The sequence below is a fragment of the Aestuariimicrobium sp. G57 genome (assembly GCF_050110855.1).
Classification (GTDB): Bacteria; Actinomycetota; Actinomycetes; order Propionibacteriales; family Propionibacteriaceae; genus Aestuariimicrobium.
Genome location: NZ_JBNINW010000001.1, coordinates 204,016 through 230,258, shown reverse-complemented (window position 1 = coordinate 230,258; position 26,243 = coordinate 204,016). Strand labels below are relative to the sequence as shown.

Genomic DNA, 26,243 nt, shown 5'->3' with positions numbered 1-26,243 from the left:
CCTTGCAGAAACCTTGCACGCCGCCTGTCTGGTGCCTGAACACCCGTGACAGCGACCCAATGGCGGCGTAGCGTGGATTTCGTAACAGCGTCGCGGGAAGGTGGAGGGGCGTCATGGTGACACGCGGGCTGCGCGCGGCGCTCGGCTCGCTCGTCTCGACCGCCTGCATGGTCGGGGCGGTCGCCGCTGCAACCGTCGCCATCCCGACAGTGACCCGGGCGGTACCGGCCCAGCAGCAGCAATCCGACGCCCGCACGGTCATCACCAACCGCAGCTCGGTGCAGCGCGCCGACCTGGGCCAGCTCGAGCCCATGCAGACGACCACCACAGTGCCGACCGCGGTGCCGAAGTCGGGGCATGGCAAGCCCCCGGGTGTGGGCACCAGTTCGACCCCCAGCATCGACACCCATGCGCCCGGCGAGGACACCGCCGTGCTGTCCAAGCCGACAGTGATCGTCAAGACTGCGGTCAAGCGCGTGAAGGTCGCGTCAGGCTCGTTGCTCTCGATGCCGGTCCCGGGCGCGATCACCTCGTCATTCGGCATGCGGCTGCACCCGATCCTGGGTGTCTACAAGCTGCACACCGGCATCGACTTCGGCGTCGGCTGCGGGGTGCCGGTGGGTGCGGCGGCGGATGGCGTCGTCGTCTCGACGGGCTGGGCCGGTGGCAATGGTGTCCAGGTGAAGATTGACCACGGCATGCTGGGCGGTCACCGGGTGCAGACGACCTACAACCACCTGTCCGCGATCGGGGTCACGCCCGGGCAGAAGGTGAAGGCAGGGGACGGCGTCGGTCTGGTCGGTTCGACGGGCTATTCCACGGGCTGCCACCTGCACTTCGAGGTGCTTGCCGACGGCCAGTTCACCGACCCGCTGCCGTGGCTGAACGGCAAGGCCGTCATCGTCGACCTGTCGAAGATGCGTGACGTGCGGGTCGTCACCCCGCCGAGCCCATCGGCCAGCGCATCACCGAGCGCCAGTCCCTCGGCCCAGCCTTGCGTGAGCCAGGGTCCGCTGTCGTCGTTGTCGCCGAAGCCGTCGACATCACCGGGCGCCGGCGCGTCGGCATGTCCGAAGCCGACGCGGCCGCTGCCCTCACCGTCGACATCACCCAGCCCGTCAACATCACCCAGCCCGTCGACAACGCCCACCCCGTCAGTGCCGGCGACATCGTCCCCGCCCGCCACCTCGCCCGCGGAATCGACCCCGCCAGCGACCAGCACCCCGCCATCGACTCCCGCACCGACCACGCCGGCGCCAGCCACGTCCGAGCCAGCCACCTCCCCGGCCTCCGCGACCAGCGAGGCAGCCACCGCTGCGGCGGACACCTCGGCACCCAGCGAACCGTCCTCGACGTTGCCCGCCGCCCCCTGACCTGTCAGCCGGCGTTGTGGAAGTGGTGCTCGCCGCTGACGTAGACCCAGCGGTTGCCGCGCTTCTCGAAGTCGCTCACTTCGTGCAGGTCAGCCTGGTGACCGTCCTCGAGCAGCCAGTGGGCGATGAATTCCACCTGCCCGGTGGCATCAAGCACCCCACCAAGCCGGGTCGCCTTGATCTCGAGGCCCGACCAGTTGATGTTCTCGAGGTCGATGGTCTGTGGGCGGGTCTTCGGGCTCCAGGTGCGGAACAGGTGGTCGCCATTGCGCAGCACATAGGCGGTGTAGCGCGAGCGCATGCAGGCCTCAGCCGTCGGGGGCACGTCGCGCTGGTCGATGTAGCGCCCGCAGCAGTCGCCGTAGGCCTTGTCCCGCCCGCAGGGGCAGTCGGCGTCCGGGGCAAGGTCGCGGGGCGCATTGGCGAAGAACGATTCAGAAGTCACGCCTCGATTGTGCCCGAACCGTCGAGACTGAGTCGCAGCCCGGTCCATGCGCGGCGCAGCCAGCGGTCGTGGCTCGCGATGACCACGGCTCCGGGGTAGCTGGGCAGGGCCTGCTCGAGCGCTGTGGCCAGCGCCAGCGAGAAGTGGTTGGTCGGTTCGTCGAGCACGAGCACGTCGGGAGCCCCGGCGAGGACGATCGCCAGCGCGAGTCGGCGCTGCTGGCCCACGCTCAGAGAGCCGAGCCGACGGTGCAGGTCGCGCGGGTGCACCAGGCCGAACTGGCCGAGCGGCACCTGTTCGGCCCGTGCGATGCCGAGCCGGTCGGCATAGGCTTGTGCGGGGGACAGGTCCGGGTCGAGGTCGACATCCTGGTCGAGCATGGCGAGCGTGACCTGGCGCGGGCTGGTCACCGTGCCGGCATCGGGCGCGAGCTGGCCGGCCAGCAGCTTCAGCAGCGTCGACTTGCCGCTGCCATTGGCGCCGGTGACCAGCCACTTCTCGCTGCGGCCGATGGTGATGCTGGTGGGCTGCAGGCGACCGTCGACCGCGACCCCGGATGCGGCCAGCACGACCGAGGGCACGCCGTGGGGCGTGCGCGGGGCGATGTCCAGACCGGCGAAATCGAAGAGCGCCGGCGGCTTGGCGACCTGCTGGGTCTTCAGCTCGTCGAGTCGGGCAGTGAAGTCGTTGACCCGGCGTGAGACCACGGTGGCGTTGCGGTCGGCATAGAACTTCTTGGCCGCCCTGCCCTCGGTGCGCGGCGTGGCGCCGGCGTGGCCGACCTGGTGGCTGGCCCTCAGCTGCTGCTGCAGGCGCTTGAGCTCGTCCTGCTCGTCGCGGTACTGGCGTTGCCACCGGTCGTACTCGTCGCGGCGGGCGGCAAGGTAGTCGGTGAAGGTGCCGGTCCAGGCGGTCGTGCCGACCCCGCTCGCCGGCCCCTCACCGAGCCCGTCGAGCAGCGTGTGGGGGCGCGGTGCCGGGTCGAGGTCGATGATGCCGGTGGCCACCTCGTCGAGGAACGCACGGTCGTGGCTGGCGAACAGCACCGGCCCCGCCCAGGTGGCCAGCATCTCGGCCAGGAAGGCCACGCCGTGGTCGTCCAGGTGGTTGGTCGGCTCGTCCAGCAGCAGCGTGTCCGGACGCGCGAGCAGCAGCCACGCCAGCGCGAGGCGGGCGCGCTGGCCGCCGGACAGTTCACCGGTGGGGCGGGCGGGGTCGAGCCCGCCGAGACCCACACCGTCGAGCACCATGTCGACATGTCGGTCGAGGTTCCACACGTCGGCGTGGGTCGCTACCTCGAGGGCGGCGGCATAGCGGTGGGCCGCAGCGCCGTCGTGCGGGGCACCGGCCAGCGCAGCCGTGGCGTCGTCGAACTCCTGCAGGGCGGCGCGGGGCGCCGCCTGGGCGTCCTCGGCCACCTCGGCGAGGGTGGCGGTGAGTTCGAACGGCAACTGCTGCCAGAGCAGGCCGACGCGTCCGGGGGCATGCAGCTCACCGGAGTCAGCGGGCTCGACACCGGCGAGGATGCGCAGCAGCGTCGACTTGCCGGTGCCGTTCTCGCCGATCAGCGCACGCCGTTCGCCGGCGGGCACAGTGAGCGAGACGTCGGTGAGCACGCGGCGGTCGGGGTAGGACTTGCTGATGCCGTCAGCGCGCAGGTGTGCGCCGCGTTCGAGCAGGGCAGTGGGGTGGGACATGGTGGAACCTCGGGTCGACGGGTGCCGGCGGGGCAGTGCCCACGCGCCGACAAGGACGAGGTTCAGTTCCACATGCCGTCGAGGTTAACCCGGCCAACTCCGCATCGCCAAACGGATAACCCGCTCAGCACTCGATGATGCTCACCGCCAGTCCGCCGGTCGACGTCTCCTTGTACTTGTCACTCATGTCGCGTCCGGTGCGCAGCATCGTCTCGACCACCGTGTCGAAACTGACCTTCTGCACGTCGCCGCCCGACAGCGCCAACCGGGCGGCCATCAACGCCTTCACCGCGCCCATCGCGTTGCGTTCGATGCACGGGATCTGCACCAGTCCGCCCACCGGGTCGCAGGTCATGCCCAGGTGGTGCTCCATGGCGATCTCGGCGGCGTTGAGCACCTGTTCAGGGGTGCCGCCCTCCACCTGGGCGAAGCCGGCGGCCGCCATCGCCGCAGCCGACCCGACCTCGCCCTGGCAGCCGACATCGGCCCCCGAGATCGAGGCGTTGCGGCGGATGATCGACCCGACGGCGCTGGCAGTGAGCAGGAAATCGAGCACCACCTGGTCCGGGTTGGCAGGAGCACAGCTGACGACGTGACGCAGCACGGCCGGGATCACCCCGGCGGCCCCGTTGGTGGGTGCGGTGACCACCCGGCCGCTCGCGGCGTTCTCTTCATTGACGGCCATGGCCCACACCCCGAGCCAGTCAATCGTGGCCAGTTCGTCGCGATGCCCGGGCGCGATCTGTTGGTCGAGCAGCCGCTGGTGCAGTTCTGGTGCACGCCGGCGCACCGCGAGGCGTCCGGGCAGCGTGCCGTGCGTGACCAGCCCACGGTCAATGCAGTCACTCATCACCTGCCACAGGTGGGCGACCTCGGCTTCGACCTCGGCGGCGGGCACCACCCCGAGTGCGCGTTCGTTCTCGAGGGCCAACTGGGGGATCGTCCAGCCGTGCTCGTGGCAGCGTTGCAGCAACTGCGCGGCAGAGTCGAACGGATGGGGCAGTGGTGCGCCCGGGGAGCTGATGTGCTCGGGTTCGTCGCCCTCGACCACGAAACCACCGCCGACAGAGAAGTAGGTGCGCTCGACGGTCTCGCCATCGGCCAGCTCGGCGGTGAAGACCATGCCGTTGGGGTGGCGCGGCAACCGCTTGCGTGAGACCAGCAGCAGGTCGCGGTCGGGGTCGAAGTCGATGGGGTGTGGCGCCTCGTCCACGTTCGCGGCAAGCCCGATGTGCGAGTCGTCGGCGAGTCGTTCAAGCCGGGTCGCGAACGAGGCCAGGTCAACGCTGCGTGGACGAGCACCCTCGAGCCCCATCACGACGGCGCGGTCGCTGGCATGGCCGCGGCCGGTGGCCCCCAGGGAGCCGCACAACGTCACCTCGACCCGACGCACCTCGGTCAGCAGACCCGAATCGCGCAGGTCGGTGACGAACCGGCGCGCCGCGACCATTGGGCCGACGGTGTGGGACGAACTCGGACCGATGCCGACCTTGAACATCTCGAAGACTGACGTGGTCACTCGGCTCCTGTCCTGCCTCGGCTGCTGTCCGCCTCGACAAGCCTCATCGTAGTAAGCGATTGCTGTCCACTGCGAGCAACGCTCGGTGCGCATGCTCGGGGACACGTCATCATCGAAACTGTGGATTTTCCGCAGCCGCTCTGGTTTTTTCACCATGACTGGTGCGATGCTTGGCCCACGTGAAGCAGTCAGAGAGGACTCCACATCATGGACGAATACGTCATCGGCATTGACATCGGCACCGGCTCGACGAAGGGCGTGCTGGCCACCGCAGACGGCGAGGTGGTGCACACCTCGACATTGAAGCACGACACGTCGTTCCCGCGCCCCGGCTTCGCCGAGCATGACGCCGACGAGGTGTGGTGGCATGACTGTGCCCACATCCTGCGCGAGCTCACCTCGCGCGCGGTGGGCAACGTCGCCAGTGTCGCCATTTCGGGCATCGGCCCCGACTTCCTGCCCACGACCGAGGGTGGACGACCGCTGCGGCCGGGCATCCTGTACGGCGTGGACACGCGATCGTCCAAAGAGATCGTCGAGCTGACGGAGCGTTACGGCGCCGACAAGGTGCTCGACGTGTGCGGCAACAACATGACCACCCAGTCGGTCGGACCGAAGATGCTCTGGGTGCGCCGCAACGAGCCCGAGATCTGGGAGCGGACCAAGAAGTGGTTCATGGCCCACTCGTACTGTGTGTTCAACCTGACCGGCGCGTATGTCATCGACCACCTCTCTGCGTCGATGTGTGAGCCGGTCTATTCGCCGTTCACCACCGACTGGGTCGACGAGTGGCGCCGTGACATCTGCGGCGACCTGGAGTTCCCGCAGCTGGCCTGGGCCAACGAGGTGGTCGGCCATGTGACCGACGCCGCCGCCCGTGTCACCGGGCTGGCACCGGGCACGCCCGTCGTCATGGGGTCGACCGACGCGTTCGTCGAGGCGTTCTCGGTCGGGGTGAAGTTCCCCGGCGAAGTCATGTTGATGTACGGCTCGACCATGGTGGCGGTCGAGATCAGCGACAAGCCGATGATCGGCCCCGACCTGTGGAGCTGCTCGGGCCTGCTCAAGGGCACCTACAACCTGTCGGGCGGCATGAGCACCACGGGTTCGCTCACCACCTGGCTGAGCGATGTGGTCTCGTCCGACTACGCAGCCCTGACCAAAGAGGCCGGTGAGTCACCGGCGGGTGCGCGCGGGCTGGTGCTGCTGCCGTACTTCTCGGGCGAGCGCTCACCGATCGCCGACCCGGACGCCCGCGGACTGCTGGCCGGGCTGAACCTGACCCACACCCGCGGCGACATCTACCGCGCCGTGCTCGAGTCGACCGGTTACGGTTCCCGGCACCTGCTGCAGACCGTCAAGGAATCGGGCGGGCAGGCCTCGCGCTACGTCGCCGTCGGTGGCGGGACGACTGGTGGCCTGTGGCCGCAGATCATGAGCGACGTCATCGGCATCTCGCAGGAGATCCCGAAGGTGACCATCGGTGCGAGCTATGGCGATGCGCTGCTGGCCGCGATGGGTGCCGGCCTCGTGCCGATCGACACCACCTGGAACGAGGTCGAGCGGGTCGTCGAGCCGAACCCTGAGGCGCACGAGAAGTACAACGCGCTCTACCAGGTCTACCGCGACCTGTACCCGGCGACGCAGGCGCAGATGCACGCGCTGGCGGCCTTCCAGAACGCGGAATGAGGGTGGGCCCGGGGTGAAGGAACACGCAGGGTGATGGAATACGCAGGGTGCCCGGCCGGGTTGTTCCCGGCATGAGCCATACCCTGTTTGCCCCCATCACCCTGCGCGGGCTCACCGTGCGCAACCGGCTGTGGGTGCCGCCGATGTGCCAGTATTCGGCGGTTGGACAGGACGGGGTGGTGACCCCGTGGCACCTGATGCACTACGGGTCGTTCGCCAGGGGTGGTGCCGGCGCGGTGGTCATCGAGGCGACCGGGGTCACCGCCGAGGGACGCATCAGCCCCGAGGACCTGGGGCTGTGGAATGACAGCCAGCGCGATGCCCTGGTGCCCGTCGTCAACCTGGTGCATTCCCTTGGGGCAGCCATCGGCATCCAGTTGGCGCATGCCGGTCGGAAGGCGTCCACATATCGGCCCTGGCACAAGAACAAGGGAACCGTGCCGGTCGCCGAGGGTGGTTGGCCGACGGTCGCGCCCTCGGCGGTGGCCTTCGGCGGCTACGCCGTCCCGGTCGAGCTCGACGCCGCCGGCATCGACGCTGTGGTCGAGGCGTGGGCCGCGGCTGCGCGGCGTGCGGTAGAGGCAGGCTTCGACCTGGTCGAGATCCACGCGGCACATGGCTACCTCGTGCACGAATTCCTGTCGCCGTTGAGCAACCAGCGCACCGACGAGTACGGCGGCCCGCTCGAGAACCGCGCACGCTTGCTGCTGCGCCTCGTCGACGCGGTCCGTGCGGTCATCCCGGACGGAATGCCGCTGCTGGTGAGGCTGTCGGCCACGGAGTGGACCGACGGCGGGTTCGACATCGACGAGGCCTGCCAGGTGGTGAGCTGGCTGGGGGAGCGCGGCGTCGACATGGTCGACGTCTCGTCGGGCGGCAACGTCGCTGGGGCGAACATCCCGGTTGGTCCCGGCTACCAGACACCACTGGCCGCCACCATCAAGCAGACCACCGGCATGCCCGTCTCGGCCGTCGGCAAGATCGACGAGCCGTACCAGGCCGAGCACGTCATCGCCACGGGGCAGGCAGACGTGGTGCGGGTCGGGCGGGCGTTCCTGCGCGATGCCAACTTCGCGATCCGGGCGGCGAGTGTATTGCGGGCCGATGTGCCGCTGGTGCCGCACCAGTATGAGCGGGCCTACCTCTGAGCTCGTCCACCACTTGCGGAATATTTGCACATTCAACTAACGTTGGACCCATCATGACCGAGACCCAGACCCAGGCCACCCGCCAGCCCATCCTCTTCCTGAGCCATGGGGCACCGCCGCTCGCCGATGACGCGACCTGGACCGATCAGCTGCACCAGTGGTCGGCCAACCTGCCCAAGCCGAAGAACATCCTGGTGGTGTCCGCACACTGGGAACAGGCACCCATCACGGTGAGCTCGTTCAGCCACAAGGTGCCGCTGGTCTATGACTTCTGGGGCTTCCCGGAGCGCTACTACAACGTGACCTATGACGCGCCGCTCGCGCCCGAGCTCGCCCAGGACATTGCCAAGAAGGTCGCCACGGACGACACGCCGCTGTTCCACGACGAGACCCGCGGACTGGACCACGGCGCCTACGTGCCGCTGGTCGAACTGTTCCCGGATGCCGATGTGCCGGTGCTGCAGATGTCGATGCCGACGCTCGAACCCGAGAAGCTGTTCGCCATCGGCCAGCAGCTGGGGGAGTTGCGCGACCAGGGCACCATGATCATCACCTCGGGCTTCACCACGCACAACCTGCGCTGGTTCCGCCCGAGCGAGGGTGCCGACACCACGCCGCCGGTCGAGTCGGCCGAGTTCGACGCCTGGGCACGTGAGGCCATGGCCGCCAAGGACGTCGATGCGCTGATGAACTTCTCGTTCGTGGCGCCCGCGGCCGATGAGGCCCACCCGCGCACCGAGCACTGGGCGCCGCTGTATGTGGCTCTGGGTGCGGCAGATGCCACCGGCGGGCTCGACAACGAGTCGACGGTCGACGGCTTCTGGTACGGCCTGTCGAAGCGCAGCTGGCAGTTCGCCTGAGGTCAGCTGGGCGACGTCCGGACGATGATGGCGAACACCCCGGTGGCCGTGGCCAGCGGGGTGTCGTCGTCCTGGCGCGTCAGGGTGGCGTCGACGAACGCCGTGGTGCGCCCGAGCCGGCGGATCGTCCCGGTGGCCACGAGCACGTCGCCCACGTAGCCCGGGTCGAGGTAGTTGACGGTCAACGACGAGGTGACGGCCGTGCGGTCGTCGGGCAGCGCCCGGATGACCAGGCCGCCCATGACCGAATCGAGCATCGTCGCCATGACGCCGCCGTGGATGGTGCCGCCGACGTTGGCATGGCGCTGGTCGGTGTGGCAGATCACGCGGTCGTCGTCGGACCACAGGATGTCGTTGTTGGTGCGGAACGGGGATTCCATGGATTCATCTTGGCGGATCCTGGAGTGTCACTACGAGGCGTAGTCACCCGTTGACGTGAAAACCCGATAAGCAACATTATGTCAGAATACACTCGAGAGCCCCGGCCCATGGTCCCCCATTGCGGGTACCTGCAGACCGGGAGGATCATGGGCCCATGGCTGACCTTGGCGTCACCGAGGTGCACGAGTCCCGCGAGCGCATCGTCCTGGCACGTGAAGAGGAACGGCGTGCGCTGCGGCGCACCCTGCACGACGACGTGGCCCCGACGGTCGCCGGGCTGGGGCTGAAGGCCCAGACCGCCAGGGCCCTGGTGGCCCAGCAACATCTCGACCGGCAGGCCGTCGACGCCATCCTTTCGGCCATGGTGGTCGAGGCTGCTGCGGCCGCCACCCTTTTGCGGACCCTCAGCTATGACCTGCGTCCGCCCGCACTCGACGACCGCGGCCTGCTGGCTGCCCTGCGCGACCGCACGGACGACCTGAGGCCCATCCGTGCCAGGTTCGAGACCCGGGGCGACTGGCAGGCTCCCCTGCCGGCCGCTCTTGAGGTCGCGATCTACCGGATCGTGTCCAGCGCGCTGTTGAACGTCGCGCACCACTCCGGGGCGGGATGGGTCGGCATCTGCCTGGCACGCGACGCCACCGGCGTCACGCTGCGGGTCAGCGACGACGGCATCGGGGTGGCCGACGAGGTGCGCGCCGGCGTGGGACTGACCGTCATGCGCGAACGAGCGGCCGAATTGGGTGGACGATGCGTCGTCCGTCGGCGCAATGGGAAACCCGGCACGACCGTCCAGGCATGGCTGCCGCTCGGGGCACGGCCATGACCGTCAGGGTGCTGCTCGCCGAGGACCACCCCGTCTACCGGCAGGGGCTCGCCGGGCTGATCGGCGTGGCGGACGACCTGGCGGTCGTGGGCACCTGCGGCAACGGGGACGACGCCTGCGTGCAGGCCGAGCTGCTGCGACCCGACGTGGTGGTGATGGACCTCAACCTGCCCGGGCTCGACGGCGTCGAGGCCACCCGGCGGATCTGCCAGTTCGAGCACCCGCCGGGTGTGCTGATGCTGAGCATGTTCGACGACGACGAAGTGGTGTTCCGGGCGTTCCGGGCCGGGGCCAGGGGGTACCTGGTCAAGACAGCCGGGCCCGATGAGGTACTCGAGGCGATCCGGGCCATCGCCGTCGGCGGGGTCGTCTTCTCGGGCGCACTGACGGGACGCATGAACACCTGGTTCGACACCGTCACCCGCGCGCACCTGCCCTTCGAGAACCTGACCCCACGCGAACGCGAGGTGTTGGCGCTGGTGGCCCGCGGCTGCGACAACCAGACCGTGGCGACCCGGCTGGGCATCTCGCCCAAAACCGTGCGCAACCTGGTCTCGAACGTGTTCGCGAAGCTGCAGGTCAGCGACCGGGCCCAGGCGGTCAGCAAGGCGCGCGAGGCGGGTCTGGGGCGCACGCCCTGAGCCCGCCCCCGTGGCAATCCTCCCTGCGATGCCGGGACTCTGTCCCGTGACACCCGGGACCACAGGGTCGTTGAGTGTCTGGTGGGCCGTTGCTCGGGGCGGGACCCCTGCCCCCCGCGTCAACAGATTGGAGCCCTCCCATGCCCATCCTCCCCGCACGCGTCACCGCGGGGCCCACTCATCGTCGAGTGCGTCCCCTGCACGTCGTGACCACCCTGTTTGCCGTCACCGCCTTGATGACGACCACGTTCCTCTCCACCGCCCACGCCGTCACCTCGGCGACGGGCACGATCCCGGTGACGCTCACCGACACCGCGAGTCTCGGTTCGGTCACCAAGACGGCAACCTCGGGTGACTTCAGCGGCAGCGTCACCCTGTCGGCCAGCACCACGTGGTCCGAGAGCGGGTCGCTGATCGTCGGCTGGGACCCGGACAACGTGCGCCAGGGCCGCCACCTCGACCCCGGGTACTCCTTTGACCCCACCTCGGGGCACCTGAGCATGACCTATTCGGCCACGCTCACCGGCACGGCCAATGTGTCAGGCAACGACGTGAGCATCTCATTCACCGCGTCGGTGCCGATGAGCGGCACCTGTACCCCGGACTCATCAGGTCACTACGGCACCTGCACGATCTCGTCGGCCTCCCTGGACGTGTTCCAACCGGTGCCTGATTCGGTGGTCGGGTCGCTGGCGCCACTCTCGCCCAAGGTGTCGCTCAAGCTGACCTCGCAGGTCGCCATCACTGACCTGCTCTCCCCCACTGCCAACCGGGCAGCGACCTCAGGGGGCACCGCAGTGGCCCCGAACGCCGTGCTGGCCCCGTCCGAGAGCACCCAGACCGACCCGCTGACGGTGAGCTGCCGCGTCGGGGCCGGGGACACCCTCACCTACGCCATGACCGACCTGGCTGCCCAGCGCACGCTGACGTTCAACACCAGCGTGCAGCTGAACATCGACGTGTCCTCCCCCGTCCCGATCCCCCTGGTGCCATACCCGGACTTCCCCTACATCAACGTCTACAGTGAGTCGTTCCCCGTTGACGCCCGGGCAGGCAGCGTCAGCCTCAACCATGCCGGCGGCTCGATCGACATGGGGGTGCTGCAGGCCAACAACATCGCGCCCGTGGTGACGACGACCGCCCTGTACAGCGGCAATGAAGGCAGCGGGATCGCCTTCGCGGCCAGTGCCACCGGCCCGTGCGCTGCCGGTGGCTCGTTCGTCTGGCGGTTCTCGGACGGAACCACGCAGTACGGGCCCACCCCGACGAAGGTGTTCACCGATTCCGGTGCCTACACCGGCAGCGTGACGTTCACCGATGTCACGGGCCTGTCCGACACGCAGTCCTTCACGGTGTCGGTGGGCAACCGGGCGCCCAATCTCAGCGTCACGCCGACCAATGCCACCCTGGCGTGGGGACGACCCCTGACCCTGCAGGCGCAGGCGGTCGACCCGGGGGCCGGTGACCAGGCGACGCTCACGTATGCGTGGACGTTCGGTGACGGGACGGTGATCTCGTCCGGTGGTGCCTCGGTCACCCACCAGTGGGCCGTCCCGGGCGACTATACCGTGGGACTGACCGTATGCGACAAGGACGGCGGCTGCACCTCGGCCAACATCCCGGTGACCGTGACCAAGCGGGCCACCACCACCTCGTACACGGGCGACACGACCGGAACCTACTCGGCACATGTCACCCTGTCGGGGTCGGTGGTCGACGAGTTCGGCAACCCGGTGAACGGCGCGCAGGTGGACTTCACGCTCGACGGGAGCCCTGCAGGACAGGCGCTCACCGGTGCCGGGGGCTCGGCCAGCGTCACAGTGGTGGCCCCCCAGGCCGGTGACCACCCGGTGGTCGCCGGCTATGCGGGCTCGACGCTGTATGAGGCCAGCACGTCGGCCACGCAGAGCCTGCACGTCAACACGATGGCGACGGTATTGACCTACACCGGGGCGGTGACGGGAAAGCCCAAGAAGGCAGCCCCCGTCAGTGTCACCCTGGTCGACGCGCTGGGTCGTCCGATCGCCAACCAGAGTGTGGTCGTGACCATCGGCGCCCAGCAGACCACGGTGACCACGAATGCCCAGGGCGTCGCCACCGGGCAGATCGTGCTGAACCAGAAGCCAGGCACCTACCCGATCACGGCCGACTGGGGCGGTGTGGCAGGCACGTACCGGGCCGCGAGCGCAGCGGGGGTGTTCAAGCTGAACACCAAGTGATCAGCTGACTGTTACTTGATGCCAACAACGGCACCCGGTGCGTGTTCCTCACGCCCGGGTGCCGCTCCCTGTGGGTGGTCACGCACCGGGACTGACACGAACTGGCGGAACTGGCACTCACGTCACGAGTGCTGCCCGAATCGGCCGAACCGGCTGCACCAGCGCCACTTGCGCCACTTGCGCATGTTCGGTGTGGTCCCAACCGGCGGACGAGGCTCGTGCGCGGCCCTTCACCAGCCCCCGCCCGTCCACAAACTTGTACACATGACACCCGCGCCCACTTGTGCATGCCATCCCGCCCGGAGAACCAGGGAAACTCGCTCTGGAGCAAGTTCTTCGGCCGGACGGGGTCGATCTGGGCGAAGAACTTCACCCGATCATGTAGATCGTCCCCCCACACAGCAGCGTGCATCGACCAGCGGGATTTCGGGCATTTCGGGCCATTTCGCGCCGGTCGATGCACACTGCTGTGCGCACCGGTGCCCCCGAGTCACTCCCCCTGCTCGTGCTCCACGATCTGCAGCGCCCCGCTCGGGCACCGGCGGATGACCGCACGCAGCTCATCCGCCTTCTCTGGGGTGTCGGCCACCCCGGGGTCGATCCAGGGGCGCTTGCGCGTGTTGAACACCGACGGCATTCCCCCGGTGCAGTTGCCTGAATGGATGCACAGCTCCGCCTCGAAACTCACGTCGACCAGCGGCCCCGTGTACAGCTTGCGGGGGCCCTTCTCGTCGCGTGGGTCGGCCTGCTGCTGCGCCCCCTGGGCACCGCCCCGGTCGGGCTTCTCGGCCGCCCGGGCCACCGCCACCGCACCCACAGCCGCACCGGACGCATCGTTCACCACGGCGAACGTCATCTCGACGTAGGTGGGCTCACCACTCTTGCTCAACGCCCGTGTGAGCCGTGCCTTGCCGTCTGATGCGAGATGCCCCGACGCCATCGCGTTGCCGAACCCGTGCTCGTGGCCTGCCCGGTACTTCTCGGGGATGATCATCTCGACCGGCTGCCCCAGTGCCTCGTCCGCCGACCAGCCGAAGGTCTGCTCGCACTTGGCGTTCCAGACCCGGATGATGCCCTCGCGGTCGATCGCGATGATGGCATCGCCGGCCTGGTTGGCCGTCTCGGCGATGAGGAACTCGTGGTTGCTGGCAGTGGCTTCGGTGACTTCGTTGTCCGACATGGCCCCCATGTTGCCGCGCTGACCGCACGAATGCCAGCACTCGTCCGAGAACTCAGCGACCGGGCGACCACTCCAGGGTTTCGCCGCCCTCAACCTGCGCCCGGAACGATGGCGCGGGTGCCAGCACGACCTCGACGTCGAGCCGCTCCCCTGCCCCACCCGTGCACGCGTAATGCATCGTCTCGTTGGTCTTGTCGAGGACGACGACGTGGGCGCGGGTCAGCCAGGCATGGCGGCGCCGCAGGCCGATGAGGTCCTGGTGCCAGCGGTACAACCACGCGCCGATGGGCAGCAACGCGCCCGGCCCACCGTCCGGCAGCGGCGGGCGCATCGGGTCATCCGCCGTGAACCCTGCGGCCTTGGTGCCGCGGAAGCCCTGCTCATCGCCGTAGTAGATGCTCGGCATGCCCGGCAGGGTCAACAGCAGCCCCGCCGCGATGGCCGCGCCGTCATCGCCGACGACGCTGGCGATGCGGTCGACGTCGTGGTTGCCCACGAACGTCTGCAGCACGTGGGTGGACGAGAAGGTGTCGTGACGCTCGAGTGCCCAGGCGAGCTCCCACAGGTTCGTGTCCTTCAGTGAACTCCAGATCGCCTTCCACAGTTCGTACTGCGTCAGGGTGTCCAGCGCCGTGTCGGCCAGGATTTCGTCGTAGTCGCCATGGATGACCTCGCCCAGGAACAGCGCGTCCGGGAACTCGGCGCGCACCCGGGGCAGCACGGCCCGCCAGAACTCGGCCGGCACGGCATAGGCGACGTCGAGGCGCCACCCGGCGATGCCGCGCCGCAACCAGTGCAGCATCACGTCGACCACGAGGTCGGCCACCGCCGGGTTGGCGTGGTCGAGCTCGGTCAATGACTCGTGGCCTTCCCACGACCTCGCCGCACCCAGCACAGCGGCCTGCGGGTGCTCACGCGCGACGTGGTTGAACACCCCGTCGAGCATCACCGCCATGCCGCGTCGGCCGGCTTCGTCCATCAGGTGGTCGAAGTCGGCATCGTCGCCCAACCTGGGGTCAATGCTGAAATGGTCGAGCGTGTCGTAGCCGTGGCTGACCGACGTGAAGACCGGCGCCAGCAACAGCCCCGAACAGCCGAGTTCGATGGCGTAGTCGAGCCAGTCGACGAGCGCGCGCAGCCGGTGGTGCTGCCCCGGGGTGTCCGGTTGGTGCACCGGGGCACCCACCGCCCCGAGGGCGTAGACATGCCACCAGATCGCGTGGTCAACAAGCACGGTTGCCTCTCGGGCCGACGTCCAGATGCCAGTGCACCTGTAAATTTCAGTGCAGCAGAGTGTAGTCAGGCCGCAGCGGTGCACGTCCGGTGGCAGCCCGCACCAGCTCCAGGGCTGTGCCGCGCTTGGCCGCAACCTCGCCGAGCAGGGCAAGCGCAGGCACGGCTGCCTCGGCGAAGACTGCCGGTGGTTCCACGTCCAGGGCCCCGGCCAGGTCGAGCCCGTGCACGGCCAGTTCGAGGTTGCGGGTGCGCAGGTATTCCCGCACCTGCAGGTTGCCGAAGCGGGTGGCCACCACCCGGTTGTTCGGGGCCTCACCGAGGGCTTCGCGCGCGGCGGCGAACGCCTCGTGCGCAGCCGCCGACAGGCTGTCGCCGATCTCGGCAGCATCTGCCCGGGCACGCTGTTCCACACCTTCGTGGACGCCGGGCTGGGTCAGGCCGGCCACGAGGTAGTCCGCTGCGCTGATCACGTGCGGGTGCTCGGGCTCGTCCTCGGACAGGTACTTGGTCAGGGTCGTCCACGCACGCAGGGTGTGGACGGCCAGCTCGCCCAGGGTCCAGTTGCCCAGGCCCGGGCGGTGGGCTGCATCATCGGGCAGCTGGTCGACCAGCGACAGCGCGCCGACGGAGAGACGGTTGAACCATTCACGGGAGGCTGCAGGATCACTCATGGCCCCAGTCTTGCCCGGTACCGGGGTGCCCACAAGGTTTTCGCAGAACCCGCTTCACGGTGCCAGTGACCAGCCGAACGCCGCCGCCGCGACACAGGCCACCACCATGCCCACCGCGAGGACGACGCCGGTGCGCCAGCGGCCCTCGGCGATCAGTCGGGCCGACTCGAGCGTCGCCGTGCTGAAGGTGGTGAAGCCGCCGAAGAACCCTGTGCCGACCAGCAACAACACCTCATCGGAGCGGCCCGTCCACCAGCCGGCGAGCAGACCCAGGCCGAACGAGCCCAGCAGGTTGACCGCCAGCGATCCCTGGGGCACTGAGTGGCGCCGCAGGCTGTTGACCACGCCGTCCACGAAGAACCGGGCCGCGGCGCCGACACCGCCGCACAGCGCCACGAGCACCATGATCATGACGCCGCTCCCGGTTCGCGTGCCGCCCACAGGTGCCCCCAGGTGCCGTGGGCACCGGTCAGCCGCAACCCGAGCAGGGCCAAGACGAGCCCCCCGAAGACGGTCACCACCACGTACGCGAGCGCCAGCAGCGCCCGCCCGGACTGCAACAACTGCACCGTCTCGACCGAGAACGCCGAATAGGTGGTGAACCCACCCAGCACCCCGGTGCCCAGCATGAGCCGCAGGGGCAGGTGACCGCGCCTGAGGCGGCCCAGCAGTTCCAGCAGCACCGCCAGCACGAAGGCACCGACCAGGTTCACCAACAGCGTCGACCACGACCAGGTGCCGGGCGCATGCGGCAGCAGCCGGCCCAGTTCGGCCCGCATCGCCGTGCCCGCGGCACCGCCCAGCGCCACCAGCGCGAGCAGCGGGGCCCGCAGGTAGGCAGGGCGCGATGACTCTTCATTCACCCACCGCATGCTAGACCGTCACGTTGTCCACAGGCCGCCGCCCAGCACTCGTCCATGGACCGGTGCCTCAATAGTCTGGGCCCATGACCGCACCTGCCAACGCCAGTTACCCGGCCCTGCCGCCCAGCCCCATCGACTTCGGCGACCTGCTCGCCAGTGCGCTGAGGCTGTTCGGCCAGCGCATCGGCATCTATGCGCTGCTCGCCCTGGTGCAGGCCGTGGTCACCCTGGTGGTGACCGGCATCGTCGCTGCCGTCGTGCTGACCCAGCTCGACATGCCGCAGGGGCCCGAGCAGCTCGCGGGATTCATGGTTCAACTGGCGCTGCCACTGTTCCTGATCAGCGCCGTCTCTGCGCTGACCAGCCTGTACGTGGCGAGCATCGCCCTGGGTGTGGCCGAGGGCAGCGCCTGGGGCCAGGCACGCAGTTGGCGCGAGGCGGCCGGGCGCACGAAGGGAACACTGGCCCGTTTCGGATGGGTGCAGGTACTGCTTTCGGCGGTGGGAATTCTGCTCACCGTCGGTCTCATGGTGCTGGTGTTCGCCAGCCTTGCGACGGTGCTCACGACCTCCCAGCCCACCCAGGACCAGGCCGGCGCGATCCTCGCCTCCATCGGCGTGCTGCTGGTGCTGTCATTGCTGGCCATCCCGGTGGGACTGGTGCTGATCACGAAGTTCTCGCTCGGGGTGCCGGCCGCCGCGCTGCGTGGCCGGTCGGGCTTCGGGGCGTACGCAGAGTCGTGGCGCCTGACGAAGGGTCATTTCTGGCGCATCCTCGCTGTGGTCCTGGTGGCCGGCCTGCTGATGAGCCTGGTCTCGTCGGTCGCCCAGGGCATCGTGCAGAACGGGACCACGGTCGACCTGTCTGACCCGAACGCGCTGTCGGGCATCGACCTGGTCACGTTCGGCATCGTGCAGGTCGTCATGCAGGCCATCAGCGCGTTCGGCTCGGTCTTCATGCAGGTGGTGCTGTTCGTCGTCTACGCCGACATCGACCGGCGCCAGCGCGGTGAAGTGCGCCCGATCGGCGCCCCCATGCTGGTGCAGCCGCAGCAGTACGCGCACCCGCAACCGCCATACAATTTCCCACCGAACAGCTGGCAGTGAAGTCCTCACACTGAACCAGACATTGTTCAGTGGGTGGCCTTCACCTCGCCAGGTTCCGCAATGCCCGCAGGCTGACCGAGACCGGCGCCAGTCCCCCGTCCTCCACCTGCAGTGCCGCGAGGACGGTGCCCATGCCCTCGGTGATGCGCGGCTCATGCGAGGCATACCACTCGTCCACGCTCTGGCCGCATTCGAGCACTGAGCTGACCACCCGTCCGAGCACATGTTGCGCGTCGAGCCTGGCCGAGGTGCGCGCCATCGCATCCCAGCGGTCCTGGTGGCCCAGCCGGGTGATGGCATCGAGCAGGTCGCTGATCCGCAGCCGCTGCAGCAGGTCGAACCAGATCCGCAGCACCTCGCTGACCTCGACCCCATGCTTGGTGGCCAGGTCGACGGCATCGAACGCCACGTAGGCGGGCCCCAGTCCCGCGGATCGGCGGGCCAGGGCGTCGGGCACGTTCCACTCGGTCAGCTGGCGCACGGTCGCCTGGTACTCCCCCACCAGCCGGCCCTGCAACAACCCCGGCACCAGGCCCCAGAGCGCCTCGACGCCCGACCGGTACTTCCGCACGAACCCCGTGATGTCATCAACGCCGCCACTGAGCACCGTGCGCCGCACCGCCCGGTCGAGCAACCGCCGGAACCGCAGGTAGAGCTCGGTCTGCGCCCTCGTCGGGGCGAGGTTGTCGAGCGCTTCGACGGCTTCGGTGTAGTCGCCGAGCCCGAAAACCTCGCGGCAGGCGATGAAGGCCTCGACGACGTCCTCAACACTCGCGCCCGTTTCCTCAGTCGCCCGGAAGACGAACGAGATGCCGCCGCGGTTGAGCACGGCATTTGCCACGGCATTCGCCACGATCTCGCGCCGCAGCGGGTGTTGATGGATCTGCGCCGCGAACCGCTGCCGCACCGACGCCGGGAAGTAGTCCACCAGCACGTGGTCGAACCAGGGGTCGTCCAGCACGGGCGAGGGGATCAGCTGCTGCTTGATCTCGATCTTGGCCCACGCCAGCACCACCGCGAACTCCGGTGTGGTCATGCCACGGCCCAGGCGCGACTGACGGTCCACCAACTCTGCATCACTCGGCAACGCCTCGAGGGCCCGGTCAACACCGACGGTCTGTTCCAGTTGGCGCATCAGTCGCTGGTGCGGGCCGACCATCTGGGCGTCCTGCGTGCGGGCATTGCCGAGCAGCACGTTCTGTTCGTAGTTGGTACGCAGCACGTGTTCGGCGACCTCGTCGACCATCTCGCCCAGCAGCTGGTCGCGCTGCTTGGCGGTCAGGTCGCCCGCGCGCACCGCACCGTCGAGCACGATCTTGATGTTGACCTCGTGGTCACTGGTGTCCACGCCCGCCGAGTTGTCGATCGCGTCAGTGTTCACCCCGATCCCGGCCAGCGCCGCCTCGATGCGGGCACGCTGGGTGAAGCCCAGGTTGCCGCCCTCGCCCACGACCCGGCAACGCAATTCGGCCGCATCGATGCGCACCGGGTCATTGGCGCGGTCGCCGACCTGGTCGTGCCTTTCGGACGAGGCCTTCACCCAGGTGCCGATGCCGCCGTTCCACAGCAGGTCCACGGGTGCCCGCAGGATGGCCGAGACAAGTTCCGGCGGGGTCAATTTGTCGAGAGTGAGCCCCAGCGCCAGGCGCATCTGCTCGCTCACCGGGATCGACTTCGCGTCCCGGGCCCAGACACCGCCCCCCTCGCTGATCAGCGTGGTGTCGTAGTCGGCCCACGACGAACGGGGCAGGTGGTAGAGCCGCTCACGTTCGGCAAACCCCGTGGACGCATCAGGGTTCGGGTCGACGAAGATGTGGCGGTGGTCGAATGCCGCCACGAGCCTGATGTGCGGTGAGCACAGCATGCCGTTGCCGAAGACGTCCCCGGACATGTCGCCGATGCCCACCACCGTGAAGTCGTGGGCCTGGGTGTCGAGGCCACGTTCACGGAAGTGCCGCATCACCGACTGCCAGGCGCCACGCGCGGTGATGCCCATGGCCTTGTGATCGAAACCGTTCGAACCACCGGACGCGAAGGCGTCGCCCAGCCAGAACCCCCGCGCCAGTGAGATGGCGTTGGCCAGGTCGCTGAAGGTGGCCGTGCCCTTGTCCGCGGCCACCACCAGATAGGTGTCGTCCTCGTCGTGGCGCACCACCCGCTCGGGCGCCACGACCTGGCCGTCGACCCGGTTGTCGGTGACCGAGAGCATGGCACCGATGAACTGCTGGTAGGCCACCCGCCCCTCGGCCAGCCACGCCTCGCGGTCACTGGGGGGCGGCAACCGCTTGGCGAAGAAGCCGCCCTTCGCCCCCGCCGGCACAATGACGGCGTTCTTGACCACCTGCGCCTTGACCAGGCCCAACACCTCGGTGCGGAAGTCCTCGCGACGGTCGGACCAGCGCAGCCCGCCGCGGGCAACGGGGCCGAACCGCAGGTGCACGCCCTCGACCCGGGGGCCGTGCACCCAGATCTCGCGGTACGGACGCGGCTGCGGCGCGAGCGCGATGGTCTGGGTGTCGAGCTTCAGCGCCACGGCGGGCTCGGGCCCACCATCGGCCTCGCGCCGGTAGAAGTTGGTGCGCAGTACAGCCGTGATGACCGACTTGCACCCCTCCAGGATCGCCTCCTGGTCAAGTGAGGTGACGGCGTCGACCTGTTCGGCCAACGACTCCCCCACCTGGTCGGCCGCAGCCTGCCGCTCGTCCATGTCGTCGAATCGGTCGGGGTCGCAGCGCACCTCGAACAAGTCGACGAGCAGTCGTGCCGCCTCGGGGTGGCGCAGCAGCACCTGGTGCACGTGTGCGGTCGAGTAGCTCAGGCCCAGCTGCCGAAGGTAGGCCACGACTGTGCGCAGGATCACCACCTGGCGTACGGACAACCCTGCCACCAACACCAGCGCCGCCAGCCCGTCCGATTGCACCGTGCCCAGCCATGCGCCGCGCACCGCGTCCTGGAACCGCTCGGCCGCCCCCGGGGCCTGCCAGTACTGCTCGTCGGCGTGCAGGCCGAGGTCGAGCAGGTGCTGGGTCCGGCCGTCGCGCGGGGTGACCTCGTAGGGGTGCTCGTCGGTGACGGTGACCCCCAGGTCGTTGAACAGCGGCAGCAACGTCGACAAGGTGGCGTCGCGGGACAGGTAGAGCTTGAGCCGGCGCACGCCGTCCGCAGCGCCTGCCGGGCGATAGAGCGTGAGCCGCAGCGGCTCGTCACGCAGCGCGTCGAGCTGCTGGGTGTCCCAGGCACCGATACGTCCTGACATCTGCTCGGTGTACGAGATCGGGAATGCCCGCAGGTAGCGCCCGGCCAGCTCATCGCCGCGGGCATCCCCGAATTCCTCGACGAGGGCGGCCTGCAGTTCCTCGTTCCAGTCGCGGCCCACCCCATCGATCACCCGCTCGAGGGCGTCGACGTCGATGTGGCCGACGCTGCTGCCCTGTGCGACCCGGATCGTGAACGTCAGCTGCGCCAGGGGTGAGTTCGAGACCTGGGTCTGGTATTCGACCGAGGCGCCGTCCACGGCCTTCATCAGGATGTCGGTGATCTGCAGCCTCGATCGCGTCGAGTACCGGTCGCGCGGCAGCAGTGCGGTGAACGTGACATAGCGCTGGAACGGCTCGACGTCGGCAAGCAGCATCACCCGCGGGTGGGCCGAGAGCTCCCGTAGTTCGAGCGTGCTCTGGGCGAGTGCGTGCGGGTCGGCGTTGAACAGCGTCTGGCGCGGCAGCCTGTCGATGACCTCGAGCAGTTCGCGACCGGCATGCGAGTCACGGGACACGTCCAGGTCTGCGAGCACCTGGGCCGAGATGGTGCGCAGCGACGGCACCCGACTGGTCGACCCGCTGTGCACGGTGTTGGCCAGCGCACCGACGAACCGAATCTCCGCGGCCGGGGCGCCGTCGGGGCCGGGCACCTTGACCGCGACGATGTCGTTGTGGCGCCCGAGCAACAGTGGCGAGGGGTGGGAGCCCTTGGTGACGATCACCTGATGCGTGCCCCAGGCAAGCTGCCGCGCTGGGGTGTCGAGTGGCAGGTCGGCGGCGTCGAGCAGCCTGCGGGCGATGCCGAGGCGCGTGGAATTGTTGGCGATGACCTCTTCGCCCTCGACGTCGTAGCGCACACTGCCGAGGAAGACGAACTCGTCCTCGGTGAGGAAGCGCAGCAGCGCGGCCTGCTCGCGGTCGTCGACGTGGTTGGCGGCCTGCCACATCTGGGCCGACATCGCCCCCCAGTCGTCCACGGCAGCACGGACGTCGCCCAGCACCGTGTGCAGCACCTGCGTGAGGTGTTCGGCCTCGGCAGGGTCGTGCAGGCGCGGGATGTGCAGATGGATCCACGACTCGTTGGTACCGGGCCCGTCATCGCCGTTGCGGGCGACCACATCGACGAGGTCGCCGGACGGCGTGCGGGTCACGTGGAAGATCGGGTGGAACACCTCGCTGACCCGGTGCCCCATCATCTCGAGGGTGCCCCGCAAGGAGTCGACGAGAAACGCCCTGTCCTCGGTGACCGTCTCGACGACGCTGGCACCCACCGCCCAGCCGTCGCGCGCCACCGTGGGCGTGTGCACGCGCACCAGGTCCTGGCCGGGTTGGCGGGTCCTGGCGAGCTCCCGGTGGCCCAGTGCGATGCCGAGCAGGTCTTCGGGTCGCAGCTTGAGCAGCCGTTCAGTGGGGACGAGTCCGTAATAGGCCGCCAAGTAGGCCTCGTCCACCTCGCCGTGGGAACGGATGGCCCGGTGGATCGCTTCGCGTTCCGTACCGTTGATCATCGACGCTAATGTCCTCTTCGAGCCCATCGGGGCCGGTCATACGTCGTTGTCGGACCTCTTCACCGCGGTGGGCAGGTCCAGCCTAGTGGAGCGTGGCGCTCAGTGCTCGCCGACGGTGGCAGCATCCTTGGTCGGCTCGGGGATGTCCTTGTCGTGCGGCTTCTTCTGGTGGAAGGGCAGGAAGTGCATGACCACCGCGATGACCGAACCGATGAGCAGGCCGACGAGCGCCGAATAAACCGTGTCGACCAGCCAGGCCAGGAACCCGCCGATGCCGGGCACCGAGTGCACCGGGTCGGCCAGCAGGTGGGCCAACTCATAGGGGCCGTGCCACCCGAGCGTGTTGAACCCCGACACCAGGATGTGCCCACCGACCCACAGCATCGCGGCGATGCCGACGGTCGAGAGCACCCGCAGCACCCAGGGCATGCCGTTGACGAGCAGCCTGCCCATCTTCTGGCTGCCGGGGTCGCTGCGTTCGGTCATGGCCAGGCCGATGTCGTCCATCTTGACGATGAGCGCCACCACGCCATAGACGAGCAGGGTGATCAGGATCGCGACGACCACCATCGTCACCGCCTTCATGCCGATGCTGATGCCACCGCTGATCGAGTCGTTGATCGTGTTGAGCGAGATCACCATGATCTCGGCCGACAGGATGAAGTCGGTGGTGATCGCGCTGCGCACCATGGTGTTCTCGTGGTTGGGGCCGGCCTCGACCACGGGGGTCTTCTCTTCGGCCTCGTGCCCGCCCTTGACCGCCTCGTAGAACTTCTCAGCACCCTCGAAGACCAGGTAGAGCCCACCGAGCATCAGCAGCGGGGTCAGGACCACGGGCAGGAACGTGTCAAGCAGCATCAGCACGACGATGAGGATCGCCTTGTTGAGCAGCGAGCCCTTGGCAATGCGCCAGATCATCGGCAGTTCGCGCTTGGGTGAGAACCCGTGCACGTACTGCGGGGTGACGGCGGCGTCGTCCACCACCACACCCACCGCCTTGGAGCCAGCGACGCTGGTCATCTTGGCGATGACTGCCACGTCATCGAGCAGGGCGGCGAGACCACCGGCCACGTTGGGACCTCCGGGATTCGGGCGACGACGCAGCCAGTCGACTGCAGCTAGAAAATACCACCCGCGGTGCCGCGTACTAGTGTCGTGACACGTGCCCACTCCTCAGCGACTCCTCTATCCCGACCTGTTGCGCGTGATCGCCATGCTGGCCGTCGTGGCCCTGCACGTCGCCGGCTACGAGCTGCTCGACGTACGTGTGGGGTCACGCGACATGCACTGGATGAACATCCTCGACGGGGCCACCAGGTGGTGCGTGCCCATCTATGTGATGGTCTCGGGCATGTTTCTGTTGCGGCCCTCGGCGGCCGCGGACGACCTGCGCGCGGCCTACCGCAAGACGCTGCGGGGCGCCCTGCGCCTGCTGTCGATCCTGGTCATCTGGAGCGTGCTCTACGGCATCTTCACCATGGTGCTGGGCAACCAGCCCGTCACGGTCGCCTCGACTGCGCAGTGGCTGGTCGAGATGTGGTTCAACCCGACCTGGTACCACCTGTGGTTCCTCTACATGCTGGTGCCGCTGTACTTCCTGTCCCCACTGGTGCGGCTGTTCCTGCACCGCACCGAACCGCGCCATGCCGACTGGCTGGTGCTCGTGCTGGTGGTGGGTGGCCCGGTGACCACGTTCGTGCTCACGCTGCTCGGTGCGCTCACCGGCCAGGGGCTCTACCGGATGATGCCCGAGTACACCGGGTACCTGTGCTATTTCGTGCTGGGCTGGTGGCTGGCCCACCGCGAGCACAGCGCCCGTCAGCGCCTGGGCATCCACGTCGCCGGCCTGGCCGGCATCGCGTTCACCATCATCGCCACGGCGATGGCGAGCACGGCGCAGGGCAAGTTCACCACCGCGTTCTATGCCTACCCGCTGGTGACGACGGCCGCCACCGCGGCTGCCGTCTTCGTCGCCGCGAAGCAGTGGGGTGGCGCGCACGAGCCGTCAGCCGGCCAGCGGCAGGTCATCACGGCGCTCGGGGCCGCGACGCTGGGCATCTACCTGGTGCACCCGGCGCTGCTCGCGATCGTGATGCGCGGGTTCCGCGCCGCCGGCTGGACCATGGCGAACGGCCCCCTGCCGACCCCCGTGCTGCTGGTGCTGGTCACCGTCGTCGTGTTCGCCGGCTCACTGCTCTTCGCGCTCGTCGTCCGGGCCGTGCTGCAACGACTGCCCCGTGGTCGCGACTGGGTCGGCTGGGTGATCTGAGCCGCGCCACGACACCAGCCCCCACGTGACCAGGCCGACGAGCGTGGCCAGGTGCAAGGCGGTCAGCGGCTGGCGCAACCACGTGCTGTGCGCCAGCGAGACAACCGGAACACTCACGGCCAGGATCGCCGTGATCGCCAGCGTGGTGCGGGTGGGTGACCAGCGTGAGACGAACTCCCCCACCCCGGCCCTGCGGTCGAGGCCCCGGCGACGCACGCTCATGACCACACAGGCCACCGCCGCCACCAGCAGGGCCAGCATCAGCAGGCTGACCGTCACCAGGCCGTACTCGGCCATCACCTCGACGATGCCTGAATGCGGGTTGGGCATGTTCCACACGTTGATGGGGTTGTCGGGCAGCATGTTGCGCAGCGGGTAGCCGCCCGGGCCGACGCCGATCCAGTCGGACTGACGCAGCATGTGCCAGGCACTCCTGACCAGCTGCACGCGGATCCATGTCGACCGGGGGGCTTCATCGGCCTGGTCGTAGACCTCGTAGATGGCTGCCCACAGGCTCACCGCCGGGCCGAACCCGACGCGCACGCCGACCCAGAAAGCCAGCGCCCCGGCCGCCACCAGCCCGCGTCCCCACCACGAGCGCAGCAGCAGCCCGAGCACCAGCAGCGCCACCGCCAGCATGCCGGCGCGACCGTCGGTCATGTACAGCTGGTGGGCCAGCACGAGGAAGCCCACCACCGCCGCCACCCGACCCGCCGCACGCCGGCGCGCGGTGGGCAGGGCGCTCGCCGCGAACCCGGCCAGCACCACCAGCGCCATCAGCACGGCCAGGAAGTAGGCATACAGGTTCGGGTTGTCGAAGAACGCACTGTTGATCTTCCAGGTCGCGGCCCGCTGCCCCCAATAGGCGCCCGGGGCGTTCACCGAAAGGTGGCAGTTGGTGACGGTTTCCCAGATGCCGACGGCGCTGGCCGCCACCCCGGCAATGCACCAGCCGCCGATGAGCCAAAAGATGGCCGCGGTGCGTCGTCCAACGATCGACATCGCCACCAACGCGAGCACCAGGAACGCGACCTGGCCGAGTTCGACACCTGCGCTCAGGTGGGGGTAGCGGCGAAGCCCGACGAGCCCGAACACCGCGAAACCGGCCCCGACGACCAACGCACCCCAGAGGGCCGGCGAACGCCACAGCACCGGTCGCCACACGATGCGCAGCGCCGCGCAGGCCAGCAGCAGTGCGACCACCAGCCGGTGCGGCGAGGCCAACCCACTGGGCAGGTAGAGCGCCACCAGCACGAGCATCGGCCAGCAGACCAGCGCAGCATTCTCAATGCGGTCGAGCACGCGCTCACGCCTCGTCGGTTGTTCGGGCATGACCACCTCCCCGTTCCTGCACC

General features: G+C 68.7%; 21 protein-coding genes. 9 read left to right on the top strand and 12 right to left on the bottom strand.

Features of this window, described 5'->3' with window-relative positions; all coding sequences use genetic code 11:
* The first annotated feature begins 113 nt into the window (after positions 1-113).
* On the top strand, positions 114-1,373 hold the full coding sequence (locus ACQCX5_RS01075; protein ID WP_434540173.1) for a M23 family metallopeptidase: 1,260 nt from the start codon (positions 114-116) through the stop codon (positions 1,371-1,373).
* A gap of 4 nt (positions 1,374-1,377) precedes the next feature.
* On the opposite strand, the gene ACQCX5_RS01070 is transcribed toward ACQCX5_RS01075, so the two are convergent.
* The 3 genes from ACQCX5_RS01070 to ACQCX5_RS01060 form a co-directional block, all read right to left on the bottom strand.
* A complete protein-coding gene (locus ACQCX5_RS01070) occupies positions 1,378-1,818 on the bottom strand; it encodes a YchJ family protein (RefSeq protein WP_434540172.1) in 441 nt (146 codons plus the stop codon).
* Positions 1,815-3,515: an ABC-F family ATP-binding cassette domain-containing protein gene (locus tag ACQCX5_RS01065; RefSeq protein WP_434540171.1), complete on the bottom strand. Its 1,701-nt coding sequence runs from the start codon at positions 3,513-3,515 to the stop codon at positions 1,815-1,817. The genes ACQCX5_RS01070 and ACQCX5_RS01065 overlap by 4 nt, the downstream gene beginning before the upstream one ends.
* 124 nt (positions 3,516-3,639) lie before the next feature.
* Complete coding sequence (locus ACQCX5_RS01060; protein WP_434540701.1) at positions 3,640-5,013, bottom strand: L-serine ammonia-lyase; 1,374 nt, start codon at positions 5,011-5,013, stop codon at positions 3,640-3,642.
* Positions 5,014-5,241: 228 nt separating this feature from the next.
* On the opposite strand from ACQCX5_RS01060, the gene ACQCX5_RS01055 reads away from it, so the two are divergent.
* The 3 genes from ACQCX5_RS01055 to ACQCX5_RS01045 all read left to right on the top strand — a co-directional run bounded on the left by ACQCX5_RS01055 (position 5,242) and on the right by ACQCX5_RS01045 (position 8,731).
* Positions 5,242-6,723: an FGGY-family carbohydrate kinase gene (locus tag ACQCX5_RS01055; RefSeq protein ID WP_434540170.1), complete on the top strand. Its 1,482-nt coding sequence runs from the start codon at positions 5,242-5,244 to the stop codon at positions 6,721-6,723.
* Positions 6,724-6,794: 71 nt separating this feature from the next.
* Positions 6,795-7,871: an NADH:flavin oxidoreductase/NADH oxidase gene (locus ACQCX5_RS01050; protein ID WP_434540169.1), complete on the top strand. Its 1,077-nt coding sequence runs from the start codon at positions 6,795-6,797 to the stop codon at positions 7,869-7,871.
* A 53-nt stretch (positions 7,872-7,924) separates the two neighbouring features.
* Complete coding sequence (locus ACQCX5_RS01045) at positions 7,925-8,731, top strand: dioxygenase family protein (protein WP_434540168.1); 807 nt, start codon at positions 7,925-7,927, stop codon at positions 8,729-8,731.
* A 2-nt stretch (positions 8,732-8,733) separates the two neighbouring features.
* Here ACQCX5_RS01045 and ACQCX5_RS01040 read toward each other — a convergent pair whose 3' ends face one another.
* On the bottom strand, positions 8,734-9,111 hold the full coding sequence (locus ACQCX5_RS01040; RefSeq protein WP_434540167.1) for a PaaI family thioesterase: 378 nt from the start codon (positions 9,109-9,111) through the stop codon (positions 8,734-8,736).
* Positions 9,112-9,266: 155 nt separating this feature from the next.
* Here ACQCX5_RS01040 and ACQCX5_RS01035 point away from each other — a divergent pair, with 155 nt between their 5' ends.
* The 3 genes from ACQCX5_RS01035 (at position 9,267) to ACQCX5_RS01025 (ending at position 12,798) form a co-directional block, all read left to right on the top strand.
* A complete protein-coding gene (locus ACQCX5_RS01035) occupies positions 9,267-9,938 on the top strand; it encodes a sensor histidine kinase (protein ID WP_434540166.1) in 672 nt (223 codons plus the stop codon).
* A complete protein-coding gene (locus ACQCX5_RS01030) occupies positions 9,911-10,579 on the top strand; it encodes a response regulator (RefSeq protein ID WP_434540165.1) in 669 nt (222 codons plus the stop codon). Before ACQCX5_RS01035 ends, ACQCX5_RS01030 begins: the two co-directional genes overlap by 28 nt.
* A 206-nt stretch (positions 10,580-10,785) precedes the next feature.
* On the top strand, positions 10,786-12,798 hold the full coding sequence (locus ACQCX5_RS01025) for a PKD domain-containing protein (RefSeq protein ID WP_434540164.1): 2,013 nt from the start codon (positions 10,786-10,788) through the stop codon (positions 12,796-12,798).
* A gap of 490 nt (positions 12,799-13,288) precedes the next feature.
* Here the strand turns inward: ACQCX5_RS01025 and ACQCX5_RS01020 are convergent, their stop codons facing one another.
* Genes ACQCX5_RS01020 through ACQCX5_RS01000 form a run of 5 tightly spaced genes read right to left on the bottom strand, consistent with a single transcriptional unit; the run spans position 13,289 to position 16,748 of the window.
* Positions 13,289-13,978 (bottom strand): (4Fe-4S)-binding protein, encoded by a 690-nt coding sequence (locus tag ACQCX5_RS01020; protein WP_434540163.1) that lies wholly within the window; start codon positions 13,976-13,978, stop codon positions 13,289-13,291.
* Between the two features lie 52 nt (positions 13,979-14,030).
* Positions 14,031-15,212 (bottom strand): alpha-amylase family protein, encoded by a 1,182-nt coding sequence (locus ACQCX5_RS01015; protein WP_434540162.1) that lies wholly within the window; start codon positions 15,210-15,212, stop codon positions 14,031-14,033.
* Positions 15,213-15,258: 46 nt separating this feature from the next.
* Positions 15,259-15,885, bottom strand: a complete 627-nt coding sequence (locus ACQCX5_RS01010; RefSeq protein WP_434540161.1) for a maleylpyruvate isomerase N-terminal domain-containing protein — start codon at positions 15,883-15,885, stop codon at positions 15,259-15,261.
* 54 nt (positions 15,886-15,939) lie between these two features.
* Positions 15,940-16,296 (bottom strand): fluoride efflux transporter CrcB, encoded by a 357-nt coding sequence (crcB, locus tag ACQCX5_RS01005; RefSeq protein WP_434540160.1) that lies wholly within the window; start codon positions 16,294-16,296, stop codon positions 15,940-15,942.
* Positions 16,293-16,748: a fluoride efflux transporter FluC gene (locus ACQCX5_RS01000; protein ID WP_434540159.1), complete on the bottom strand. Its 456-nt coding sequence runs from the start codon at positions 16,746-16,748 to the stop codon at positions 16,293-16,295. The genes crcB and ACQCX5_RS01000 overlap by 4 nt, the downstream gene beginning before the upstream one ends.
* A gap of 83 nt (positions 16,749-16,831) precedes the next feature.
* On the opposite strand from ACQCX5_RS01000, the gene ACQCX5_RS00995 reads away from it, so the two are divergent.
* Positions 16,832-17,854 (top strand): glycerophosphoryl diester phosphodiesterase membrane domain-containing protein, encoded by a 1,023-nt coding sequence (locus ACQCX5_RS00995; protein ID WP_434540158.1) that lies wholly within the window; start codon positions 16,832-16,834, stop codon positions 17,852-17,854.
* Positions 17,855-17,894: 40 nt separating this feature from the next.
* On the opposite strand, the gene ACQCX5_RS00990 is transcribed toward ACQCX5_RS00995, so the two are convergent.
* The gene (locus ACQCX5_RS00990) at positions 17,895-22,619 is read right to left on the bottom strand and encodes an NAD-glutamate dehydrogenase (RefSeq protein WP_434540157.1); all 4,725 of its coding nucleotides are present in this window, start codon (positions 22,617-22,619) and stop codon (positions 17,895-17,897) included.
* A 99-nt stretch (positions 22,620-22,718) separates the two neighbouring features.
* Entirely contained in the window at positions 22,719-23,690 is a 972-nt protein-coding gene (locus ACQCX5_RS00985) for a DUF808 domain-containing protein (RefSeq protein ID WP_434540156.1), read from the bottom strand.
* A gap of 91 nt (positions 23,691-23,781) precedes the next feature.
* On the opposite strand from ACQCX5_RS00985, the gene ACQCX5_RS00980 reads away from it, so the two are divergent.
* Positions 23,782-24,888: an acyltransferase gene (locus ACQCX5_RS00980; RefSeq protein WP_434540155.1), complete on the top strand. Its 1,107-nt coding sequence runs from the start codon at positions 23,782-23,784 to the stop codon at positions 24,886-24,888.
* On the opposite strand, the gene ACQCX5_RS00975 is transcribed toward ACQCX5_RS00980, so the two are convergent.
* Complete coding sequence (locus ACQCX5_RS00975; protein WP_434540154.1) at positions 24,808-26,220, bottom strand: O-antigen ligase family protein; 1,413 nt, start codon at positions 26,218-26,220, stop codon at positions 24,808-24,810. The genes ACQCX5_RS00980 and ACQCX5_RS00975 overlap by 81 nt on opposite strands.
* Positions 26,221-26,243 lie beyond the last annotated feature (23 nt).

What these genes read in the sequence shown, in the direction of transcription:
- ACQCX5_RS01075 (WP_434540173.1), top strand. Translation starts at nt 114, where the DNA reads ATGGTGACACGCGGGCTGCGCGCGGCGCTCGGCTCGCTCGTCTCGACC.
- ACQCX5_RS01065 (WP_434540171.1), bottom strand. Translation starts at nt 3,515, where the DNA reads ATGTCCCACCCCACTGCCCTGCTCGAACGCGGCGCACACCTGCGCGCT.
- ACQCX5_RS01060 (WP_434540701.1), bottom strand. Translation starts at nt 5,013, where the DNA reads ATGTTCAAGGTCGGCATCGGTCCGAGTTCGTCCCACACCGTCGGCCCA.
- ACQCX5_RS01055 (WP_434540170.1), top strand. Translation starts at nt 5,242, where the DNA reads ATGGACGAATACGTCATCGGCATTGACATCGGCACCGGCTCGACGAAG.
- ACQCX5_RS01050 (WP_434540169.1), top strand. Translation starts at nt 6,795, where the DNA reads ATGAGCCATACCCTGTTTGCCCCCATCACCCTGCGCGGGCTCACCGTG.
- ACQCX5_RS01045 (WP_434540168.1), top strand. Translation starts at nt 7,925, where the DNA reads ATGACCGAGACCCAGACCCAGGCCACCCGCCAGCCCATCCTCTTCCTG.
- ACQCX5_RS01040 (WP_434540167.1), bottom strand. Translation starts at nt 9,111, where the DNA reads ATGGAATCCCCGTTCCGCACCAACAACGACATCCTGTGGTCCGACGAC.
- ACQCX5_RS01035 (WP_434540166.1), top strand. Translation starts at nt 9,267, where the DNA reads ATGGCTGACCTTGGCGTCACCGAGGTGCACGAGTCCCGCGAGCGCATC.
- ACQCX5_RS01030 (WP_434540165.1), top strand. Translation starts at nt 9,911, where the DNA reads ATGGCTGCCGCTCGGGGCACGGCCATGACCGTCAGGGTGCTGCTCGCC.
- ACQCX5_RS01020 (WP_434540163.1), bottom strand. Translation starts at nt 13,978, where the DNA reads ATGTCGGACAACGAAGTCACCGAAGCCACTGCCAGCAACCACGAGTTC.
- ACQCX5_RS01010 (WP_434540161.1), bottom strand. Translation starts at nt 15,885, where the DNA reads ATGAGTGATCCTGCAGCCTCCCGTGAATGGTTCAACCGTCTCTCCGTC.
- crcB (WP_434540160.1), bottom strand. Translation starts at nt 16,296, where the DNA reads ATGATCATGGTGCTCGTGGCGCTGTGCGGCGGTGTCGGCGCCGCGGCC.
- ACQCX5_RS00995 (WP_434540158.1), top strand. Translation starts at nt 16,832, where the DNA reads ATGACCGCACCTGCCAACGCCAGTTACCCGGCCCTGCCGCCCAGCCCC.
- ACQCX5_RS00990 (WP_434540157.1), bottom strand. Translation starts at nt 22,619, where the DNA reads ATGATCAACGGTACGGAACGCGAAGCGATCCACCGGGCCATCCGTTCC.
- ACQCX5_RS00975 (WP_434540154.1), bottom strand. Translation starts at nt 26,220, where the DNA reads ATGCCCGAACAACCGACGAGGCGTGAGCGCGTGCTCGACCGCATTGAG.